This is a genomic window from Desulfitobacterium hafniense DCB-2, assembly GCF_000021925.1.
GTDB classification, from domain to species: domain Bacteria; phylum Bacillota; class Desulfitobacteriia; order Desulfitobacteriales; family Desulfitobacteriaceae; genus Desulfitobacterium; species Desulfitobacterium hafniense.
In genome coordinates this window covers 4,942,028-4,961,452 of sequence record NC_011830.1, presented here as the reverse complement: position 1 = coordinate 4,961,452, position 19,425 = coordinate 4,942,028, and the positions used below count along the sequence as shown (strand labels likewise).

17 protein-coding genes, 1 pseudogene and 1 riboswitch are annotated in these 19,425 nt (G+C 46.4%); of the genes and pseudogenes, 13 read left to right on the top strand and 5 right to left on the bottom strand.

Annotation, left to right across the window (positions count from 1 at the left end; all coding sequences use genetic code 11):
* Positions 1–462 precede the first annotated feature (462 nt).
* Positions 463–669 carry a KilA-N domain-containing protein gene (locus tag DHAF_RS26870; RefSeq protein WP_026198731.1) on the top strand — a complete coding sequence of 69 codons (207 nt, stop codon included), beginning with the start codon at positions 463–465 and terminating at the stop codon, positions 667–669.
* Positions 670–694: 25 nt separating this feature from the next.
* On the top strand, positions 695–970 hold the full coding sequence (locus DHAF_RS26865; protein WP_026198732.1) for a KilA-N domain-containing protein: 276 nt from the start codon (positions 695–697) through the stop codon (positions 968–970).
* A 186-nt stretch (positions 971–1,156) separates the two neighbouring features.
* Here DHAF_RS26865 and DHAF_RS23205 read toward each other — a convergent pair whose 3' ends face one another.
* Positions 1,157–3,118, bottom strand: coding sequence for a methyl-accepting chemotaxis protein (locus DHAF_RS23205; RefSeq protein WP_011462131.1), 1,962 nt, complete (start codon positions 3,116–3,118; stop codon positions 1,157–1,159).
* Between the two features lie 155 nt (positions 3,119–3,273).
* Positions 3,274–3,358: riboswitch (cyclic di-GMP riboswitch) on the bottom strand.
* A gap of 297 nt (positions 3,359–3,655) precedes the next feature.
* Positions 3,656–4,846 (bottom strand): MFS transporter, encoded by a 1,191-nt coding sequence (locus DHAF_RS23200; protein WP_015945369.1) that lies wholly within the window; start codon positions 4,844–4,846, stop codon positions 3,656–3,658.
* Positions 4,847–5,073: 227 nt separating this feature from the next.
* Here DHAF_RS23200 and DHAF_RS23195 point away from each other — a divergent pair, with 227 nt between their 5' ends.
* From DHAF_RS23195 to DHAF_RS23180, 6 genes and pseudogenes are all read left to right on the top strand, one after another.
* Positions 5,074–5,613 carry a methylated-DNA--[protein]-cysteine S-methyltransferase gene (locus tag DHAF_RS23195; protein ID WP_011462102.1) on the top strand — a complete coding sequence of 180 codons (540 nt, stop codon included), beginning with the start codon at positions 5,074–5,076 and terminating at the stop codon, positions 5,611–5,613.
* A gap of 72 nt (positions 5,614–5,685) precedes the next feature.
* Positions 5,686–5,841, top strand: a pseudogene (locus DHAF_RS26635) (antibiotic biosynthesis monooxygenase family protein); the annotation flags it as partial.
* A 9-nt stretch (positions 5,842–5,850) separates the two neighbouring features.
* Positions 5,851–5,988, top strand: a complete 138-nt coding sequence (locus DHAF_RS26505) for a hypothetical protein (protein WP_242659914.1) — start codon at positions 5,851–5,853, stop codon at positions 5,986–5,988.
* Between the two features lie 250 nt (positions 5,989–6,238).
* The gene (locus DHAF_RS23190) at positions 6,239–7,828 is read left to right on the top strand and encodes an ATP-binding protein (RefSeq protein WP_015945368.1); all 1,590 of its coding nucleotides are present in this window, start codon (positions 6,239–6,241) and stop codon (positions 7,826–7,828) included.
* A gap of 45 nt (positions 7,829–7,873) precedes the next feature.
* Entirely contained in the window at positions 7,874–8,569 is a 696-nt protein-coding gene (locus DHAF_RS23185) for a response regulator (RefSeq protein WP_005815963.1), read from the top strand.
* Between the two features lie 136 nt (positions 8,570–8,705).
* Positions 8,706–9,737, top strand: a complete 1,032-nt coding sequence (locus DHAF_RS23180) for a DctP family TRAP transporter solute-binding subunit (RefSeq protein ID WP_015945367.1) — start codon at positions 8,706–8,708, stop codon at positions 9,735–9,737.
* A gap of 130 nt (positions 9,738–9,867) precedes the next feature.
* Here DHAF_RS23180 and DHAF_RS23175 read toward each other — a convergent pair whose 3' ends face one another.
* Genes DHAF_RS23175 through DHAF_RS23165 form a run of 3 tightly spaced genes read right to left on the bottom strand, consistent with a single transcriptional unit; the run spans position 9,868 to position 12,530 of the window.
* Complete coding sequence (locus tag DHAF_RS23175; RefSeq protein ID WP_015945366.1) at positions 9,868–11,016, bottom strand: uroporphyrinogen decarboxylase family protein; 1,149 nt, start codon at positions 11,014–11,016, stop codon at positions 9,868–9,870.
* Between the two features lie 32 nt (positions 11,017–11,048).
* Positions 11,049–11,690: a corrinoid protein gene (locus DHAF_RS23170; protein ID WP_005815959.1), complete on the bottom strand. Its 642-nt coding sequence runs from the start codon at positions 11,688–11,690 to the stop codon at positions 11,049–11,051.
* A gap of 33 nt (positions 11,691–11,723) precedes the next feature.
* Positions 11,724–12,530 (bottom strand): methyltetrahydrofolate cobalamin methyltransferase, encoded by an 807-nt coding sequence (locus DHAF_RS23165; RefSeq protein WP_011462096.1) that lies wholly within the window; start codon positions 12,528–12,530, stop codon positions 11,724–11,726.
* 414 nt (positions 12,531–12,944) lie between these two features.
* Between DHAF_RS23165 and DHAF_RS23160 the strand changes: the two genes are divergently transcribed.
* The 5 genes from DHAF_RS23160 to DHAF_RS23145 all read left to right on the top strand — a co-directional run bounded on the left by DHAF_RS23160 (position 12,945) and on the right by DHAF_RS23145 (position 19,090).
* Entirely contained in the window at positions 12,945–14,669 is a 1,725-nt protein-coding gene (locus DHAF_RS23160) for a sigma 54-interacting transcriptional regulator (protein WP_015945365.1), read from the top strand.
* Positions 14,670–15,088: 419 nt separating this feature from the next.
* Positions 15,089–16,444, top strand: a complete 1,356-nt coding sequence (locus DHAF_RS23155) for an MFS transporter (RefSeq protein WP_015945364.1) — start codon at positions 15,089–15,091, stop codon at positions 16,442–16,444.
* 210 nt (positions 16,445–16,654) lie between these two features.
* Positions 16,655–17,338, top strand: a complete 684-nt coding sequence (locus DHAF_RS26500) for an MFS transporter (protein WP_242659913.1) — start codon at positions 16,655–16,657, stop codon at positions 17,336–17,338.
* Positions 17,339–17,348: 10 nt separating this feature from the next.
* Positions 17,349–17,855: an MFS transporter gene (locus DHAF_RS26495; RefSeq protein WP_242659912.1), complete on the top strand. Its 507-nt coding sequence runs from the start codon at positions 17,349–17,351 to the stop codon at positions 17,853–17,855.
* 164 nt (positions 17,856–18,019) lie between these two features.
* Positions 18,020–19,090 (top strand): PrpR N-terminal domain-containing protein, encoded by a 1,071-nt coding sequence (locus tag DHAF_RS23145; RefSeq protein WP_015945363.1) that lies wholly within the window; start codon positions 18,020–18,022, stop codon positions 19,088–19,090.
* The last annotated feature ends 335 nt before the right edge of the window (positions 19,091–19,425 follow it).

Sequence of the window (19,425 nt, the reverse complement as noted above, 5' to 3'; positions counted from 1 at the left end):
CTTCGTTACGATTAAAATATGAAATTCATTAACGAAAGCAAGGGGCACACAGGGACAAAATTCTGGTGCCTTTTATTTCTAAGTAATGTTCTTCTCTACACTGCCCCGACCAGTTCATTGATCTGTCCCTTAATTACTTCCTCATTGATCTGTCCCTTAATTACTTCCTCATTGAGCTGCACAATTTTTGGTAATTTCATTCTTAACAGAGGTCCGCAAACAATGGCCTTTTTTGCGCAATTTATCTTACATTATCGTTTAGATATAACATGTTTTTTAGACAGGATTTAAATCACTGGGTAGTCAAGGACCACCATATCTTTTTTATATTGTCATAGGGAACATATGTTTGATATAATTGTATAAGAAAAAATATATATACTAATCGATAATTTTGATCAACTACTTTCTTTGATACCCGCTCTGTAGTTTATTACTCTGAAGAAAAGGAAGGTGACCAAAATGACCTTGGATAAAAAGTGGAAAGGTACAATTTATGCCGATGGTCAAGAAATAGCAGTCTTTTCTAGTGGAGATAATAATGATTACATTTCCCTTACGGATATTGCACGATTTAAAAGTAATGAGCCGAACGATGTGATTCGGAACTGGATGCGTGGGAAAGATACTTTAGAATTTCTTGGACTTAGGGAACAACTTGGATTTTAAACCCGTCGAATTCGAGGGGTTTAAAATGCAGGCCGGTTCTAACGCTTTTACTATGTCCCCGCAAAAATGGATCAGCGGGACGAATGCCATTGGAATCATTTCACGTTCTGGTCGTTATGGCGGCACTTTTGCTCACAGAGACATCGCCTTTGAATTTGCTTCATGGATTTCAGCAGAGTTCAAGTTATATATCATCAAAGATTATCAACGACTTAAATTAGATGAAAATAGTCGTCTTTCATTGGGTTGGAATCTTAATCGCACCCTTGCGAAAATCAATTATCGTATTCTTTTATTTTAAACGAGATTCCTTCGTGTATACCCAAAAACTACTGTTAATAGCGACATCGATATTTACCTAACTTCACAATCATCCCCACAGTTTTAGAACATAATAAGAACCAAAGCCTTGAGGCACATAAATTCTATGCGCTCAAGGCCTTTTTATTATTAGGCTCTGTCCTCTATGGTGGCCACGATGCAAAGCTTATCTAATTTTAAATTTCGCGACTTGAGTGAGAAGTTCTTGAGCCGCAGTTTCTAATTGGCCGGAGGATTGAGCAATCGTCTCGATTGAAGCTAATTGCTCTTCTGAAGAGGCTGAGATTTCCTGCATACCAGCCGAGGCTTGTTCAACCACTGCGGAAATATTTGTGGCTTGATGAGCAACTTCTTGTGTCTGATCATTGATTTCTCCTAAGGCTGTGGAAATTTCATAGGAGTTTTGCGCAAGCTCAGTAATCGAAGCAAAAATCTTTGCAAAGCTTTCTTTGGTATCTTCTGCCGAAGATTCCATAACAACAACGCTTTCTTTAGCCTGATTCATATTATTAACCGCTTCATTAACCTTGCTATTAATGCTATTGACAATATCTTCAATTCTCTTAGTGGAATTACTGGATTGCTCAGCAAGTTTGCGGATTTCTTCGGCTACGACGGCAAATCCTCGCCCTGCATCACCAGCGCGGGCCGCTTCGATCGAAGCATTTAAGGCCAGTAGATTGGTTTGTTCAGCGATACTGTTAATAGCCCCGATCATGTTGCGAATCTCATCGGCCATTGTCGCCAGTTGAAGTATCGATTGACCAACAGTATTCGAATACTTGTTGTTTTCTTCTATTTTTTGACTTTGGCGTTCAAGAGCCTTTTGACCTTCTTTAGCAAGCTCTAATGATTCTTTGGCCTTGTCTGCACCAACTTCTGTTTTTTGCGTAGCTTCGCCGACGATATGATTAACCGTAGCAATCGCATCTGTTGAACCTTGAATCATTAAAGCCTGATTGCTGTTGCCCTGAGCCATTTCGTTTATCGTTGTAACGACTTGGGTTAAACTCTCCGTGGTTTCCTCAGTTGTCGACGATAATTGCACAGAATGAGATGCTAAAGCCGAGGCAACCTCTTGAATGTTGACGACAAGTCCCCTTAAGTTGTGAGTCATTGTTTTAAGACTATGATAAAGTCGGCCGATTTCATCTTTTGACTTGATTTCAACTTCAAAGTCTGTCAAATCTCCCCTCGCAATTGTTTCGACAACAGAGGATAACTCGACGAGGGGCTTCGTAAATCGTTTGGCAAAGATAAAGCCGAATAAGCCGACAATAACGCTCACAGTAAAAAGCAAGCCGATTGAGATATACAGGAGTTTATTAGCGGAAGCCATCGCCACCGAAACGGGGGTTTCCACAACGATTAACCAGCCCGCCTGCTCGTGCAAAGCATGGCTGACAATAACCTCTTCACCTTGAATATTTGCCGCTTGCATGGTCATGTCCTGCCCAGTAAAACCTGTTTCCACAAATTCTAAAGAGCTGAAATCTTCCTGGTTTTGAACATATTCCATATGGGGATGGGCCAATACTGTCCCTTGTCTGGAAAGCACATAGACGTTTGAACCGTCCTCTGAAAGATCTGTGACAAAATCACTGAGCTGGGCGAGTTGTATGTTCGCTTGAAGAACTCCGACAATGTTATTATTCATATCACGAACAGGTGTAGAGATAACGACGATCAATGCACCGGTAGCCTTCGCAACGATAATATCGGATACATACTCTTCAGTCCCGTTCATGGCTTGGTTAAAAAAATCCCGCTCAATGATGTTGGTTAAGGCATCATCATTACTTTTAACGACTTGTTGTCCTTCAGTATTGTCAAGAGCAATAATAAGTTCGGGATTGACTTTAACGGCATCCAGCAGAATATTTTTCGCATTAGGTAAATCGAAATTGCGGATGGCCGGCTGATTAGCGACCATATGTAGGGTATTGAAATTTTTATCTAGCATCCCGTTTATTTCAGCTTCAGCAATTGCTATTTTATCCTCGCTTAGCTGATAGGTACTCTGTTGGGAGTCTGAGATAAAAGAGGGTATGGATACGGCAGAAAAGATTAACAGTGGAATTAAACTAGTAGCTAAGAACATCAAAAATAATCGTGTCTTGAGTTTCAAACGAATTCCTCCCTATAATATCTTATTATTTTATTTGAATAGCTTGCTTTTCCATAGAGTTTCTGACTATACTAAACCGGCTCACCAAGGATAAAAGTTGGCTGAAAAAAACAATAAAAAAAGCCGCATTCATTTAGCGACAGCAAAAAGAAGACTTCGGTAGCTTGGCGGCCATCAGCTTGATCAGGAAGGCCCATAGCTTTGCGTCCTTAGCTTTCACTAAGTTTGCCTTTGTCGCAATATAATTAAAGATATCCAGCCACATTGGTATGTTGTATGAGGTATTACCTCAATCATTCTACTACAAATTACTACAATTTGAAAGATAATTTATAAATAAATCTATATCCGCAAATAGTAATAACATTTTTAGGGTTTATCATCCTCATGAGCGTCGAACAAGCTCTGCTGCCAGGTGCATATGGGATTTTTGTATGAAACGAGAAGGTCTTTTGATGAATAATAAAAGCCTTGAGATACGATCGTCTGACGTAACTCAAGGCTTATTACTTATCTGCTCCTGAACATAGCTGTGTGCTACTCCGCCTTAGCGGCAGGATCAAGCTCAATCTTAATTCGGCGTGAAAGTATGAAATTGAGGAAGGCGATAACGGCTGCGCCCATAAAGACGGCCTGATATCCAAAAGCCGCCCACAAAAGCCCGCCGAAAATGGGAATAACCATAGAGGCGATATGCTGGAGACTGACCCCCGTCGATAGGGTTGGAGTCACATCATCAAGATCGACGGCAATCTTCCGTAAATATGTCGACCGCGCCATTTCCACCGCTGCCATGGAATTATCGATGACATAGCAGGCGGCGATAATCACCGCAGCGATGCCGACGGGGAAAATGTCGGCTGAGAACGCATAGCCAAGACAAATGGCGAACAACAAAGCGGCCTCCACCGTCAGAACGAATCGCTCCCCCCGGACGTCGATCAAGCGGCCAATCATTTTACGTGTGCCGATACTCACAAAGGCGACAATCATACCCAGGATAGCAAACATCTGAGGTTGCACATTAAACACCTTGATCAGGACCCATGGGGCAAACGTCAGAAAAATCTGTGCCCGCGCTCCGCTGACACCGGCCAGGACATAATAGAGGGCGTAGCGTTTGCGAAAAACAAATTTGACTTTCCTGGCTTTCGGTTCGCCCTTCTTCATCAGCCCCACCGCCAAAGCAGCAAACACATAGAAAACAGCACCGATAATAAAGGCAATCTGATAGGTCATATTCAGGAAATGAAAGCTCAGGAAGACAAAAACGTAGGCGATAATACTGCCGAACAGACCAAAGGCACTGATCGTTCCAAGCCTGGCGCCGAAAGACCCCAGCTTGGACAGGGACATGCCGATGGAGGGCGTGACAGGCATGACCATATGTGTGCCGAGGCTGTACATCATCATCCAAATGATCATAACCGCGAAGGTGGGGGATAAGAGGCCCAGCCCCAGCATCCCCAATCCTGCCGCGGCCATGCCGAGCATGGCAATCCGCACATCCCCGGCAAAACTTAAAACCGCCAGAACCAGCATGATAAAGAAACCCGGCGCTTCCCGGGGCACCTCGAGGAAACCTCTGACACTCTCGGAAAGCATGAATATATCGTTTAAATAGTTGTTAAATATGGATGTATTAATACCTGCACCGATCCCGGCGAACAATCCTGCCAGCAAAAACAGCTTAAAGTCCCGGTCACCATCACTATGTTTTTCTTCCATATAAGCCGAACCTTTCAAATCCTCTGACCCATTTTTCAAGCGCTTTAGCAAATAAACCGCAAAAGCATTATAGCATGGGAAAATAATGCTTTCAATGTGCTGGTAATATGGGAATGGTTTAAAAGAGAAAAATATAATCTCCCAAAACTGCGAGATTTTCCCGGACCAGTTATGCTACAATCAACCTTTAGAACACGTGATAAAACAGATAAAGAAGGAGGGTCAAAATGTATTATTCAACAACCTATCTATCACCCATATGCACAATTACCCTTGCCTGTGACGGCGACAATCTTATCGGCTTATGGATGGAGGGTCAGAGATTTCATGGCGGTACCCTACCCGAAAGCATGATCGAAAAGGACGATATACCGATCTTTGACGCTGCCAAAGCATGGCTGGACAGATATTTTGCAGGTGAGAGGCCTGCCACATCCGAATTGCCCCTGGCCCCCATGGGCGGCGAATTTCGTCAAGGGGTATGGGATATTTTATGCCAAATACCCTATGGCCAGGTAATCACCTATGGCGACATTGCCAAACAGATGGCTGAGAAAATGAACAAAAAGTGTATGTCCAGCCAAGCAATAGGCGGAGCCGTAGGTCATAACCCCATATCTATTATCATCCCCTGCCATCGGGTAGTAGGTGCCAAGGGTAACTTGACAGGTTTTGGCGGAGGAATCAGCAGGAAAATCCAGCTGCTTGAACACGAAGGGGTGGATATGTCCCGGATGTTTGTGCCTAAAAAAGGCAACGCACTCTAAATAGTAAGGAGCAAGCCGGCAATGATCTTGGTTTTATTTGAAGTTACAATATAAAAGAAATATAGGGATGATTATCTTGCCTTAGCCGCCAATCTTAAAAACGAACTTGTCAAAAGTGAAGGATTTATACGCGCAGAGCGTTTTTCCAGTCTTGTCAAGGAAGGAAAGCTGCTTAGCTTATCTGTTTGGGAAAACGAAGAATCAGTGAATCAATGGCGCAATCAAACAGAGCACCGCATGAGTCAACGACAGGGTCATGATGCCATGTTTGCAGGCTATACCATTACGGTTGCGTCCCAGCTGCGCAGTTACAGCAATATAGAGCGGTCGGCAGCACCGGAAGATTCCAACAGTTTCTTTGGTCATCCAAATTGAAACTTGAGTAAAAATATGATGAATGGAAAGTGAGGCAAGGGCATAAAACGCTCTTGTTATATTTGGAATATTCAGATAGTTAATTGACACTAACGCTATTCAGCATTATGATGATAATGTCATGGCTTTACTAATGCTAATCTGAATATCGCCAACTAAAATTCAAGCAATACTGGGAAAGGAGGAAAAGCTGACTTGAACCGAAAGGGTGGAATCACATGGATTCATCAGCCGGAGGGGGAGTAAGCGGTTGAAAATACCCCACTTAAAATTAGGCACTAAAATCGCCATGCTCTCCTTTCTGCTGGTTTTTTTATCCGTTTTTCTGGCAGGCGTGATCATCGTCAACCGAATTTCCGATAAGATGGAGCAGGAAATCGGTTATAGAGCCATGGCCATTGCCCGAACGGTTGCCCAGTTAAGTGAGGTGCAGGAGAATCTCAGCGGGTTTGAGGGCTCGAAAATGATTCAACCCCTTGCCGAACGGATTCGCCTGGCCACAGGAGTTGAATATATCGTCATTTTTGATATGGAAAAAATAAGATATTCCCATCCTTACTTAGATCGCATTGGCACCGTCTTTAACGACGGCGACGAGGAACTCTCTTTACAAAGAAAGGAATATCTCTCCCAGGCCGTGGGGGTTGTCGGGCCGTCAATTCGTGCTTTTGTCCCTGTCCTGGCTGATGAGGGAACCCGTCAGGTAGGAGTCGTTGCCGTCGGCATTCTTGTCCCTACCATCCGGGAGATTGTCGGTGCCATCAGGGTTGAACTCTATTCTTCGATTTTGATCGGCTTAGCCCTGGGAGGGCTGGGGTCCTTTTATTTAGCCAGCAACATCAAGAAGAATATGTTCTCCCTTGAGCCCAGCCAGATTGCACGGATGCTGGAAGAAAGAGTGGCAATTTTCCAGGCTATGGACGATGGAGTCGTCGCCCTTGATATGGAGAACCGCATTACAGTCATCAATGAAAAAGCCTGCCGGATTGCCGGAACTTCTGAAAAAGCGGTGGGGTGCCCTTTACAAGAGTTTCCCGCGTTCACTGCCTTAAGCGATTTTTTAGAGACCCATGATCCTGCAGAGAGCACAGAGCTTATCCTCAATAATACCTGGGTTCTCGTGGATTTTTTACCGATCAGGGTCAAGGAGCAGGTGGTTGGGCGGGTCGTCACCCTCAAAGAGAAGACAGAAGTGCGGAAAATGGCGGAGGAGTTGACCGGTGTAAAAACCTTTATTGAAGCCTTGCGAGTGCAGAATCATGAATCCCTGAATACCTTGCATACCATCGCCGGGTTGATCCAGTTAGACAAAGCCGATCAAGCCATGGAATATATCTATAGAGTGACTGAGGAGCAGCAGGAGGTTACAAAATTCCTAAGCAGCAAGATCATGTACCCTAATGTAGCCGGGTTGCTCTTAGGAAAATATAATCGGGGCAAAGAGCTGAAAGTCGATGTTCTATTTGATCCGGATTCCCGCTTAAGTGAGCTGCCGGAGGGCTTTGACAGCAATACCCTGACGATTATTCTGGGAAATCTGCTGGAGAATGCCATGGAAGCGGTGGTGGGCAGTAAAATAAGTGAGGTCCACTGTCGGATTAAGCATGAACACCATCAACTCATCTTGAGTGTGGAGGATACCGGGCCGGGGATTTCCTTGGCCAATCAAGCCCAAATGTATCAGTGGGGATTTTCAACCAAAGGGAATGGCAATAGGGGAATTGGCTTATCGCTGGTTAAGCAGACTGTGGATCTGCTGGGTGGAACTATAGAGATGGAGACGGGGAAATGGGGTACGCGTTTCGGGGTTCGGATTCCCTTGTCCGGGATTCGCTCCTGAGTGCGCCGAAGTCTTTAGGGGAGGCTCAATAGGAGGCGATCATTAATGAAGCTGATTGACTTGATCCTAGTTGAAGACGATCCGATGGTCATGGAAGTAAATGAAGGGTTTATTAAGAAAATTGGCGGATTCCGGATTTGCGGTAAAGCCAGAACCGGCAAAAAAGCCATCGAAATCATTCAGGATGTGCGGCCGTGCTTAGTGATTCTCGATATCTATCTGCCGGACCTTAACGGCATCCAGATTCTCAAAGAGATTCGCCAGCTGGGCATTCCTACCGATATCATCCTGATTACGGCGGCTCAGGACGTAGCAACGGTCCAGGCCGGGCTGCGCTTTGGCGTAGTGGATTACATCATCAAACCTTTCAAGTATGAGCGAATCCATACTGCGCTCAGCAATTACTACTCCTACGCAGAGCAGCTGCAAAACCGCTGGGAAATCAATCAGGAGGATTTGGATCGCTTGATCAAAATTCATCCTCATCAAGATACCCTTGTCGCCAGAAGCAGGGAAGAACTGCCCAAAGGATTGCGTGAAATCACCCTGCAACAAGTTTATAATTTCCTGAAAGAAACCCCCGTCGGCTTATCGGCAGAGGAAGTGGCGGAAGGGGTTGGGCTGGCGCGGGTTACAGCCCGCAGGTATCTGGAATATCTTGAAAAAATAAACTGTGTCTTATTGGAAACTCAATATGGGACAGTGGGCAGGCCCATCAACAAATATCGAATTGTACTTTAGGGTGCAATTTTTTTAATTCTTCAGACCAAAAGACCATATCGAAAGGACCATATATCGAAAAGACCAACAGGTTGAGAGTCGTAAAAAATCATAAATTTACACTTGAAAATACAATAAATCAACTGAGGTATAAGGCATGAGTAGAAATAACCGGCTCTTTATGCTAATCATGATCCTTCTCTTATTATCCGGATGCGGGACCCGGGTCATTGACGGTCAGCAGGTGGACAAAAAAGATAAAATTATCATCAAATTCTCTCACGTCGTTGAAGAAAATACTCCCAAAGGGTTAGCCGCCATACGTTTTGCCAACCTGGTCAGGGAACGGTCCAAAGGCATCATCGAAGTTCAGGCCTTTCCCAATTCTCAATTATTCAAAGATGGTGAAGAATTTGAGGCCTTAAGCAGGGGAGATGTGCAGATGATCGCTCCTACCACCTCAAAAGTTGCCCAATTATTTCCCCAATGGCAAATCTGGGATCTTCCCTACCTGTTTGATGATCTGGACAGCGTCCATCAAATCATGGATGGACCCTTGGGCAAAACCCTGCTGGATCAACTGCATCAGAAGAACATGAAAGGTCTGGCCATGTGGGATAACGGCTTCAAACACTTGACCAATAACGATCACCCTATTACTAAACCCGGTGATTTAAAAGGATTAACCTTCCGGATCATGTCCCAGGGCATCCTGGAAGAACAATTTCACTCCTTTGGCGCCGCTACCCTCTACCTGCCCTTCAATGATGTCTATCAGTCTTTGGAGGAAGGACGGGCTCAAGGACAGGAAAACACCATCTCCAATATTTACACCAAGAACTTTGACCAGGTACAGAGTTATTTAACCCTCAGCCAGCACGGATTTATGGGATATGCGGTCATGGTCAATGAAGATTTCTGGAATCAACTGCCGGCCCAGGCCCGTGAACTCCTGGAGGAGACCATGGCGGAAGTGACGCAGTGGGAACGGGATATCGCCCAAAAGCTGAATGAGGAACAATTAAGGGAACTGCAAAAGCGCAATCAGATCAAGATCTACACCCTGAACAATGAAGAGAGAAACATCTGGCAAGAGGACTTTGCTTTGGTTTATGCAAAATTTGCCCAAAAATGCGGCACAGACTTTCTCAATGACGTCAAAGAGTCCCTAGAATTGGCTGGGGAATGATGAGAATACAGCAGTGCCGCCACTAACGTTAGGGCGGACACATCCAATTCCGGTTATAGCAGCCGCCCTCTCCATGTCATTAACTCCTTCTTCTCCTTCCTCCCGAAAACCGGTTGGATTTAAATATTAATCAATACTTACAATGATCCTGGAAGGTCTCCCACATGGCGATAAAGTTCTCAATGGGCACATCATCCTGTACATTATGAACGGTTGCGAACACAAAGCCGCCGTCCCGGGCAAAGGCGTCGATATTCCGTTTGGTTTCTTCCCTGACTTGTTCCGGTGTTCCGTTAGGAAGAGTTGACTGGGTGTTGATGCCTCCGCCCCAGAAAGTAATGTCCTTGCCGTAAGTTTTCTTGAGGTGCTCCGGGCTCATATTGGCGGCGGATATCTGCACCGGGTTCAGACAATCAAAGCCTGCTTCGATAATATCCGGAATGGATGCTTCCACCGAGCCGCAGCTGTGCAAGGTCATATAACCGGCGCCCTTGGCCTTGAGGTAATCATTGAGCTTCTTGTGATAAGGAAGGATCATCTCTCTGATCAGTTTGGGCGACACAAAGGTCCCCCGCTGGGTGCCGAAATCATCGGCCTCACTGCAAACGTCAACCAGTCCGCCATAGACCTCGAAGATATGATCATAATACTCCTTCTTTTTCTCCAGCAGCTTATCCATAAACAGTGTGCAGCGTTCCGGCTCGGTAAGCAGCATGGCAAACCAATTTTCAAAGCCCCACATCAGCGGCCCCTGCTGGAGGAAACCGTTGCCGAACTGTTCGGAAATGGTGGTGGCCAAGCCTGCCCTGCGATAGTCTTCCAGCTGTTGGCGGTCGGCGGCCGGAAATTTCTCCGGGACCGGCCAGATGAACTTCTGATCCCCTTCCTCATCTTCGGAGTCCTGCAGCACACCTCCGATCAGATCATAATACAAGCCCTGATGTTTGGGCATTCGGTAGCGGGTACCCCAGTTATTGGTGTAGTAGTAGCTGTCGGCGTCTTCCCATTTCTTGGCGTAGGGATTCTCTGCCTGGGGGATAGGATGCAGTGAGGCGGAACGCACATCGCATTTCAAAAGATCCAGAACTTTGTCCGATGCCGTGACCAGCTGGTAGGGGATATGATTCATAACCAGCTCCTCTTGAATACCGAAATAATCCAAAAGTTTAACATAAAAATACTTCGTAAATTTGCATGAACATCCAGCCCCGAGATCCAGAGGGATACGATCCGGTTCCTTATGACTTAAAGCAGTTAATAATCTTTCACGACTGTTCATTTTTCTCCGCCTCCTCCAGTAATCATTTTTCTTCAAGCCCCGGCTGCCAATTCTTTGGCGATGGATGCAGCAGTAGCCGCATCGGCAGCAAAGGCGTCGGCCCCAACCTCATCAGCAATTTCCTGGGAGATAGGGGCACCGCCGACCATGATCTTGACCTGATCTCTTAAGCCGGCTTCCCTGATCGCGTCGATGGTTCTGTGCAAAGAGGGCATTGTTGTTGTCAGGAGAGCTGAAAGGCCAACCAGGCGGCAATCCGGATTCGCCATAATGGCCTCGACGAACTTTTCCGGTGCGACATCAACACCCAAATCAATGACCTCAAACCCGGCGCTTTCAATCATCATGGCCACGAGGTTTTTACCGATATCATGCAAATCACCTTCCACCGTACCGATGATGAAGATACCTGATGCTGAAGCCTGACCCCTTGACAGAAGAGGCCGCAAAACCTCAACCCCCTCTTTCATGGTGCGGGCAGCGATCAGCATTTCGGGAACAAAGACTTCACCGGACTTGAACTTATCCCCGACAATGCCCATCGCAGCAATCATCCCTTTGTTTAAAATGTCTATAGCCGGATGGCCTTCAGCTAAAGCTTCCTCGATAAGACCCCGGATAAGCTTTTTCTTCCCTGTTTCCACAGCGTTTTGAATTTCGACAATTTTAGACATTGACTTAACCTCCTCATTAATGATTTTTGAACATTAAGGTTTTAAGGGACCAATGCGGCCTTCTTTGAAGGCTGAGATGTAGTCCAGGCAGTATTCATCCTTTTCCAACAGGGCATTGGCGGCATAAATCAGCCCTAACAGATCTCTGTTGGTAGGATCGACGATGGCGCTGTCCATACCTGCACCCATAGCCAGGACCAGGAAGGCCTGGTTGATCAGCTTCCGTGCAGGCAAGCCGAAAGAAATATTGCTCAGACCGCTTGTGACATGAATCATCGGATAGAGCTTCTTTATTTCCCGGGCACATTCCGCAAACACAGTCAGTGTTGCTTCCTGGGTGGATAGAGTCTCTACTAAAGGATCGATATAGAGGCGGGAGGGATCGATCTTAAATTCCTGGGCCTTTTTCATGATCTGCTCGAAGACTGCCAAGCGCTTTGCCACAGAGTGGGGAATGCCCCTATCGTCACAGAGCAGGGCGATGCATTGCCACTGGGTGTCGGCAATGAGGGGAAACAGCACATCGATTTTTTCCCCTTCCATAGATACGGAGTTGACAATGCCGGGGCGCTTGCAGAACGGCAGGGCGGCAGCAATGGAATAAGGACTCGGACTATCCACACAGATGGGGACGTCCGTAACCTCCTGCACCAGCTCAATCAACCATCTCAACGTTTGGACTTCGCTTTTCTCCGGAACTGATGCGCATATATCCAGATAATTTGCACCGGCCTCGGTTTGTCGCACTGCATAGTCGGCAATATAGGCCGCGTTTTTTTCTTGAATGGCCTTACCCATGGACGGAATGGACCCATTAATTTTTTCGCCAATAATAATCATAAATTTCCGTACCCCCTATCAGCTCAGCAATTGCTTTTTCTTCCTCAAAGTTGTCTAAATTTACTTGCAATTAGCGTGCCAATAAAAAATAGCGGGGTTTTCAACAACTTTCCGGATACATGATGACAAAAGTAATCACATCTTAAGAGGTAAATTCGGCAGGTGCTAACAGCAAACACTTTTAAAAAAAGCACAGAACTGATTCTAACTGTGGTCACACGATTCCGTATTTAATCATCTGCGGCCGTAATTTTTGTTAAATAATGCTTGCGATCATAGTGTTCAGTACTTATAGACATATAGACAATCATTAGGCTATAATCTTAATATTAAAGCAATTGAGAAAATAAAAACCATAATTCGCCCGCACAGAAACATAGGGTTTGAGGCTGTCTTCAAACAGGAGGGATAACTATGGATGTCAATGATCTCACGACCGGATTTGGCTTCGAAATTTTTGATTCGATCTATAACGGTGTCGTGGCCATTGATCAGCAGGGGATCATCAAGCTGTTCAATGAAGCGGCGGCCAAGATCATGGGAGTTGCGAAGGAAGAGACCATCGGGCGGAGAGTGGAAGAGGTCATTCCTAATACCAGCCTCCTGGAAATATTAAAAACAGGCAAAGCCGAAAATAATCAAAAGATGCACTTAGGAAACTGCGAGATCATTTCCAACCGCGGCCCGATCTGCAAAGATGGCAAGATCGTGGGAGCTATTGGGGTTTTCCAGGATATATCCGATTTTGAAGCTTTGTCCCTGGAATTGGATAACGTTAAGGAAATTAACAATGACCTGGATGCCATTATTGAATCTGTAGCCGACGGAATCGTCGTCGGAAGCGCTGATGGCATGATCTTAAGAGCCAATAGCGCTTACCTGCAGATCACCGGTATCCAGGAAAAAGAGTTTGTAGGCAAAAACGTGCGGGAACTCATCAACCAAGGATATATGAATAAATCGGTTACCGAAATGGTTTTCAGAACGAAATCCCGGGTCAATGTCGTGGACATCCGCAGCGGTAAAGAGCTGCTGATGACCGGTGCGCCGGTATTCAACGAGGAAAAAGAAGTCACCCGCGTCGTGACCATTGTCAGGGATATTTCTGAACTTACGGAACTTAAAGGCAAGCTGGAACAGGCTGAAGACGCTAAAAACCGTTATTTGAAAGAGCTGGAGCATTTCCGGTCCCAGAATGCTTTTAAGAAAATAATTACCAAAAATAATGATATGCAAAAAAAGCTGGATACCGCTTATCATGTAGCCCGGGTGGATTCAACCGTGCTTATTTTGGGGGAATCCGGCGTCGGAAAAGAACTGATTGCCCAGCTGATTCACAGGGCGAGTCATCGCTCTGAGAAACCGTTTATTAAGATAAACTGCGGAGCCATACCGGCCAACCTCCTGGAATCGGAGTTTTTTGGCTACGAGGCCGGTTCCTTCACAGGTGCCCTTAAAGAAGGGAAAAAAGGACTGTTCGAGCTTGCGGACGGGGGAACCTTATTCCTCGATGAGGTGGGAGAGCTGCCTCTGGAGCACCAGGTCAAAGTCCTGCGCGCCATTCAGGAAAAAGAAATCCTCCGGGTCGGCGGGAAAAAAACGATAAAACTGGATATCCGAATTATCGCGGCAACCAACCGGGACCTGGAAGCAATGATCCGGGAAAAAGCATTCAGGGAAGATCTGTATTACAGACTGAATGTTGTTCCCATGACCATACCTCCTTTGCGCCAGCGCAAGGAGGATGTGATCCCCATCGCCTTGGAGTTGTTGGCAAGATATAATACGGCCTACGGTTATCAGAAATGGATTCACCCGGAAGTGATGGACTGCTTACTGAATTATGATTGGCCGGGAAATATCAGAGAGCTTGAAAATACCATCGAGAGACTGGTGGTGACCAGCATGGACGACTGTATTACCAAGGACGCCATGGCGGAGATCAAGTACATCGATGTTCACCCTGCCCCAAATGGATTAACATCCCTCAAAGCCTTTCTGGAGAAAGAAGAAAACCGCCTGCTGGAAGAGGCCTACCGTCTGATGGGCAGTACAAGGAAAGCTGCCGCAGTGCTGGGGATCAGCCAATCAAGCATGGTCAAAAAGATGAAAAAATATGGCATTGAAATACAAAACTGATCCTATGGCTAAACCTAAAGATACCTCCGAGCTGAGCTTGGGGGTATTGTTGTTATGCAGTGGCGCAGTTTTTTTGAATCATGTGATTAGAATTGGAATCACAAATGAAAGGGTGATGAGGGCTCTTTTTTAGCCAAACAGGCAGCAGTTGAACGGAAAAAAGAGATTCAAAGGAGAATCAGCCTGCCGATCAAGACCCCGAATATTCAGATATTTCATAATTGGCATGAAAATTGCTACAGCTTATCATCGTACTGTTTTTCGACTGGATAATAGGCCCCGGGCCGTCTGGAAAATTTAGAGAAAGGTGGGGTTGGAAGCTAATCGGCACTCATAAATTAAACTTAAGCCATGGTAAACCATAATCTCAGACTCGAAAAACATCAGATTTTCATAGGAGTAGAAGGGAGCGGCAATATATGTCCATATCAACCCAATTCAGCGTCCCGCAAAGGATGGAAAGGTTACCGCTGACGTCATATCAGAAAAAAATATTTTACATTATTGCAACCGCTTGGTTTTTTGACTCTATGGATCTTGGCATGCTGACCTTTGTTCTGGGATCCATTAAGACCGACTTAGGTCTGACAACGGTTCAAGCCGGACTCCTTTCCAGTTTCAGCTTCCTCGGTATGTTCTTCGGAGCAGCCAGTGCCGGGATGGCTGCTGACAAGTTTGGCAGAAAGATTGTTTTTCAGACCAGTATGATTCTTTGGGGTGCAGCAAGTATCGCCTGTGCTTTTACCCAAAATGTCGAACAGCTGGCCCTTGCCCGCTTCTTCCTCGGTTTGGGTATGGGAATGGAATTCCCCATCGGTCAGTCTCTGATATCGGAATTTATTCCCGCCAAAAACCGCGGACGCTATATTGCACTTTTGGAAGGCTTCTGGCCCATAGGTTTCATTGCTGCCGGCATCTTATCCTATTTCCTTCTCCCCATAGGAGGCTGGCGCCTGGTGTTCCTCTGTGAAGGTATCCCCGCAATCTTTGTTTTGATCATCCGCAGAATGGTCCCGGAATCCCCCCGTTGGCTGGCCGATACCAATCAGGATGAGAAAGCGGACGTGGTAATGACGGCATTTGAGAAAAATGTGGAGAAAGCTTATGGTAAAGAGCTGCCGCCGCCTATTAAAGATGATAATCTGGTTATCGGCAAGCATGAAAAGAAATTCTCCTTTCTCCAACTCTGGGCTCCCGGGTATAAAAAAAGAACCATCATGGTCTGGCTCTTGTGGTTCTTTGCCCTCCTCGGCTACTATGGCCTGACAACCTGGCTGAGCGCATTTTTACAGGAAGCAGGCTATTCAGTGACCAAATCCGTGTACTACACGATTATGATCTCGCTCGCCGGTATACCCGGGTTCTTCAGTGCGGCTTACTTCATTGAGAAAAACGGCCGTAAGCCCACTTTAATTGTCGTACTCATCGGCTGCGCCGTCTTTGCCTATCTCTATGGTACCGCCTCAAGTCTGCAGACTTTGATTGGCTTCGGACTCGGTATGCAGTTTTTCCTCTTCGCCATGTGGTCCTCCCTCTATGCCTATACCCCTGAGCTCTATCCTACCCGGGCCAGAGCGACCGGTACCGGCTTTGCTTCCTCCGTGGGGCGCTTCGGTTCCTTGCTGGGACCCTACATCGTAGCAGTTGTCTTGCCGACCTTAGGTAATTCCGGGGTCTTCGCCCTTGGAGCGGCATGCTTTATTGCCGCCGCGCTGTCGGTAGCCATACTTGGTGAAGAAACAAAGGGCAGAGTGCTTGAAGAAATTTCGGCCTGAAATTGCAGTAAACTTTATTTGCATAATAGACCCTCCGGTTTTGCCGGTGGGTTTATTATTTATCCGGCAAGAAAAGAGATAGGACTGGAGAAGGGAAAAAGGCGGATGGCTCCCTAAAAACGGGTATTGACGTTGTTGGGATTGGTTTCCTTGTCTTTATATGGTAAAATTCCAGGTATGTAGAGCAGTGATTAAGGGAGGAGATAAAAATTGGCTAATCGTCAGGTTCAGGCCTCATCGCGATGGGTGGTATTGGCACTTTCTTTTTTTATGATGATCGGGTTCGCTTTGTCTTTACAGGCCCTGCCGCCCCTTTTTGAGCAAATCATGCAAGAGGTATCCTTCTCTAACTCCCAGGCGGGGATTTTAATGGGCGCTTATGCCATTCCCGGAATTTTTCTTCCTTTTGTCGTGGCTTATTTAGCCAGCCGTTTTGACATGAAAAAGTTGATCATAGCCGCTTTAACTATTATGATGGCAGGATTAATAGCCTTTTCTACAGCTGGCTCCTTTTCCCTCTTGGTCGTGTATAGATTGGTGGCGGGAATAGGGGCGACGGTGCTGGTCGTACTGGCTCCTCTCCTAATCACCATGTTTTTTGACCAAAAGAATATTGGTATTGCCATGGGTATTTTTAATATCGCTGTTCCCTTAGGCACGGTCATAGCGGCCAATCTTTTTGGTTCTTTGGGGCAGCTCCTTAGCTGGAGAATGGTCCTGTTTGGTGTTGCCGCCTTTTTGGGAGCCATTCTCCTTTTGGTGATCTTTGCCCTCTCCTTACCCCAAAAAGACGGCGGTGCAGATGCCAGGGGCTTAAGCAAAGAACCGGCGCCCAAATTCAGAGGCAGGCAGCCGGAGCCTTTGGCTGCTTGCCGGGATTTGGGTTTTAGCTAATTTTCAGCTTTTGGCTTATGTTACCTTTGGCCCCCAATTCTACCAATCCTTCGGTTTAGCGAACCAAAAGGCCGGATTTTTAACAAGCTTGATCATGCTGGCCTCCATTTTTCTGGCCCCGGTTATCGGAGTGGCTTTCGATAAAACCGGCCGGAAAAAGCCTTATTTGCTCACCGGGAGCGTCGTGATCCTCCTTGCTTTTGTTTTACTGGCCCTTCATTTCCCTGGTCTGCCCTTATGGGCAGTTGCTTTGGGCATAGGCTTTGCCCCCATCCCTGTTTTCGTATTTGCTCATCTCCCGGAGACCGTTAAACCCCATGAAGTAGGCATGGGGATGGGGATGCTGACCATTGCTTCCAACTTAGGCACCACCATGGGACCCTCCGCCCTGGGCTCAATCCTCGATCGGACAGGCGGCAATTTCACTGTTTCCTTGATGGTTTTGGCTGCGGTGTCTATCGTAATTATCGCTTTTTCCCTGGGATTAAAATCCGGAAACTTGCAAAGCGAAAGCTAGCATCCATTAGAATCAGTTAGGAGCGCAGAAAAACGTAGAAATTCGAAGGATTTTCCATGATAAAAGAGAATACTAAATAGTCAGATTCTTTGTCCGGTCATCTATCAGTTTACGGGGTGTGATCTTAAAACATTGAAGAAAGATTATTGGGAGGTATTCACTTCATGGAATCCATTTTTTTCGTAGCTCTAACCCCCGGTATGGCCCAGATTGCTGAGGAAGCAAGGCAAGCATTAAATTTATCCTTTCCCATAGAAGTCGTCAGCTTTGATCAGGGCAAAGAGGTTATCAAAGCCAACCCTCAGATTGATGTGATGATCAGCCGGGGGCTGATGGTTGATTTGCTGCGCGAAAATACCGACAAACCAATCGTTGGGCTGACCATGACCATCGACGAGATGCTGGAAGCGGTTCAGCGGCTTATCGCCGCAGGAGCGACGAAAGTGGGTGTAGTCGCCCACAGGGGATTTTTGGCTATGGGAAGTTCAGACTTCAGGTTGGGTGATTTAACGATTCATATCAGACCATGGAACACCCTGGGGGATATACCGATGATCCTGGAGAAGCTGCAGCAAACCGGTGTTCAAGCCATAGCCGGAGACAAAGGAGGATACACCGCCGCCGAGGAGCGGGGGTTTGCAGGGGGGTTGCTGGAGTCGGGGCCCCTTGCGGTGAGAAGAGCTATAGACGAGGCTTTAAAAATAGCGAGGGCTCAGGAACGGGAGCGGGAGAAGGAACAGGAAAAAGCCCGCCGTTTTGAGCAGGTGTTATCCGAGCTCTATTCCGGTTTAGAACAGTCCGCCTCCTTTGTTGAGGAGCTGGCCGCATCTTCAGAGGAACTTGCCGCCTCAAGTCAGGAATCATCCGCCATTGCCCAAACAACCACCCGGGAGATGGAGGGCATTACAGGAATATTGGATGTCCTGCGCAGGGTTGCCCAGCAGACCAACCTATTGGGGCTGAATGCCGCCATTGAAGCCGCCCGTGCCGGTGAACACGGCCGGGGATTCTCAGTGGTTGCCGAAGAAGTTCGCAAGCTGGCTGATGAAAGCAACCGTTCGGCAAAGAATATTGAACAGATGCTGACCAGATTCCATGAGTCGGTGGTTCAGGTCCAGAATAATGTGGAAGCCAGCAGTGAGATTACCCAGGAACAAGCCAAGTCTACCCAAGTCTTGTCTCAGAATTTAGAAATGCTCAAAGGCATAGGGGATAAACTCAGAGTGATGGCCTGAAAACACGCTCGGGAGCGCTAACGGGCGGATTTAAAGCAGGAAGCAGAAATACGCAAAGGAGAGCCGCCAGTTACTTTAATAAGTAATCCGGCGGCTCTCCCTTATGAGCGGCATACAGCTGGACATCCGCAGCCAAGTCAGTTCAGGAGTTCTCATTTTGTTGCTTTTTGGTAAAAATACATAGTATGCAGACAATTTTACGGAAAAAAATAGGCTCCATTTCCAAAATGTGCTATAATTGAACGGAATATCTTGAGAAGTAATAGGAAGTGATGTATTTTACCTAGAGAAGGATTTTACATCAAAATTGAGTTGCCTGGTAATTGGCTAATTGA

Bases quoted from the DNA above. Each gene is read 5' to 3' on its own strand.
- DHAF_RS26870 (WP_026198731.1), top strand. From the start codon at position 463: ATGACCTTGGATAAAAAGTGGAAAGGTACAATTTATGCCGATGGTCAA.
- DHAF_RS26865 (WP_026198732.1), top strand. From the start codon at position 695: ATGCAGGCCGGTTCTAACGCTTTTACTATGTCCCCGCAAAAATGGATC.
- DHAF_RS23200 (WP_015945369.1), bottom strand. From the start codon at position 4,846: ATGGAAGAAAAACATAGTGATGGTGACCGGGACTTTAAGCTGTTTTTG.
- DHAF_RS23195 (WP_011462102.1), top strand. From the start codon at position 5,074: ATGTATTATTCAACAACCTATCTATCACCCATATGCACAATTACCCTT.
- DHAF_RS26505 (WP_242659914.1), top strand. From the start codon at position 5,851: ATGAGTCAACGACAGGGTCATGATGCCATGTTTGCAGGCTATACCATT.
- DHAF_RS23185 (WP_005815963.1), top strand. From the start codon at position 7,874: ATGAAGCTGATTGACTTGATCCTAGTTGAAGACGATCCGATGGTCATG.
- DHAF_RS23180 (WP_015945367.1), top strand. From the start codon at position 8,706: ATGAGTAGAAATAACCGGCTCTTTATGCTAATCATGATCCTTCTCTTA.
- DHAF_RS23175 (WP_015945366.1), bottom strand. From the start codon at position 11,016: ATGAACAGTCGTGAAAGATTATTAACTGCTTTAAGTCATAAGGAACCG.
- DHAF_RS23170 (WP_005815959.1), bottom strand. From the start codon at position 11,690: ATGTCTAAAATTGTCGAAATTCAAAACGCTGTGGAAACAGGGAAGAAA.
- DHAF_RS23165 (WP_011462096.1), bottom strand. From the start codon at position 12,530: ATGATTATTATTGGCGAAAAAATTAATGGGTCCATTCCGTCCATGGGT.
- DHAF_RS23160 (WP_015945365.1), top strand. From the start codon at position 12,945: ATGGATGTCAATGATCTCACGACCGGATTTGGCTTCGAAATTTTTGAT.
- DHAF_RS23155 (WP_015945364.1), top strand. From the start codon at position 15,089: ATGTCCATATCAACCCAATTCAGCGTCCCGCAAAGGATGGAAAGGTTA.
- DHAF_RS23145 (WP_015945363.1), top strand. From the start codon at position 18,020: ATGGAATCCATTTTTTTCGTAGCTCTAACCCCCGGTATGGCCCAGATT.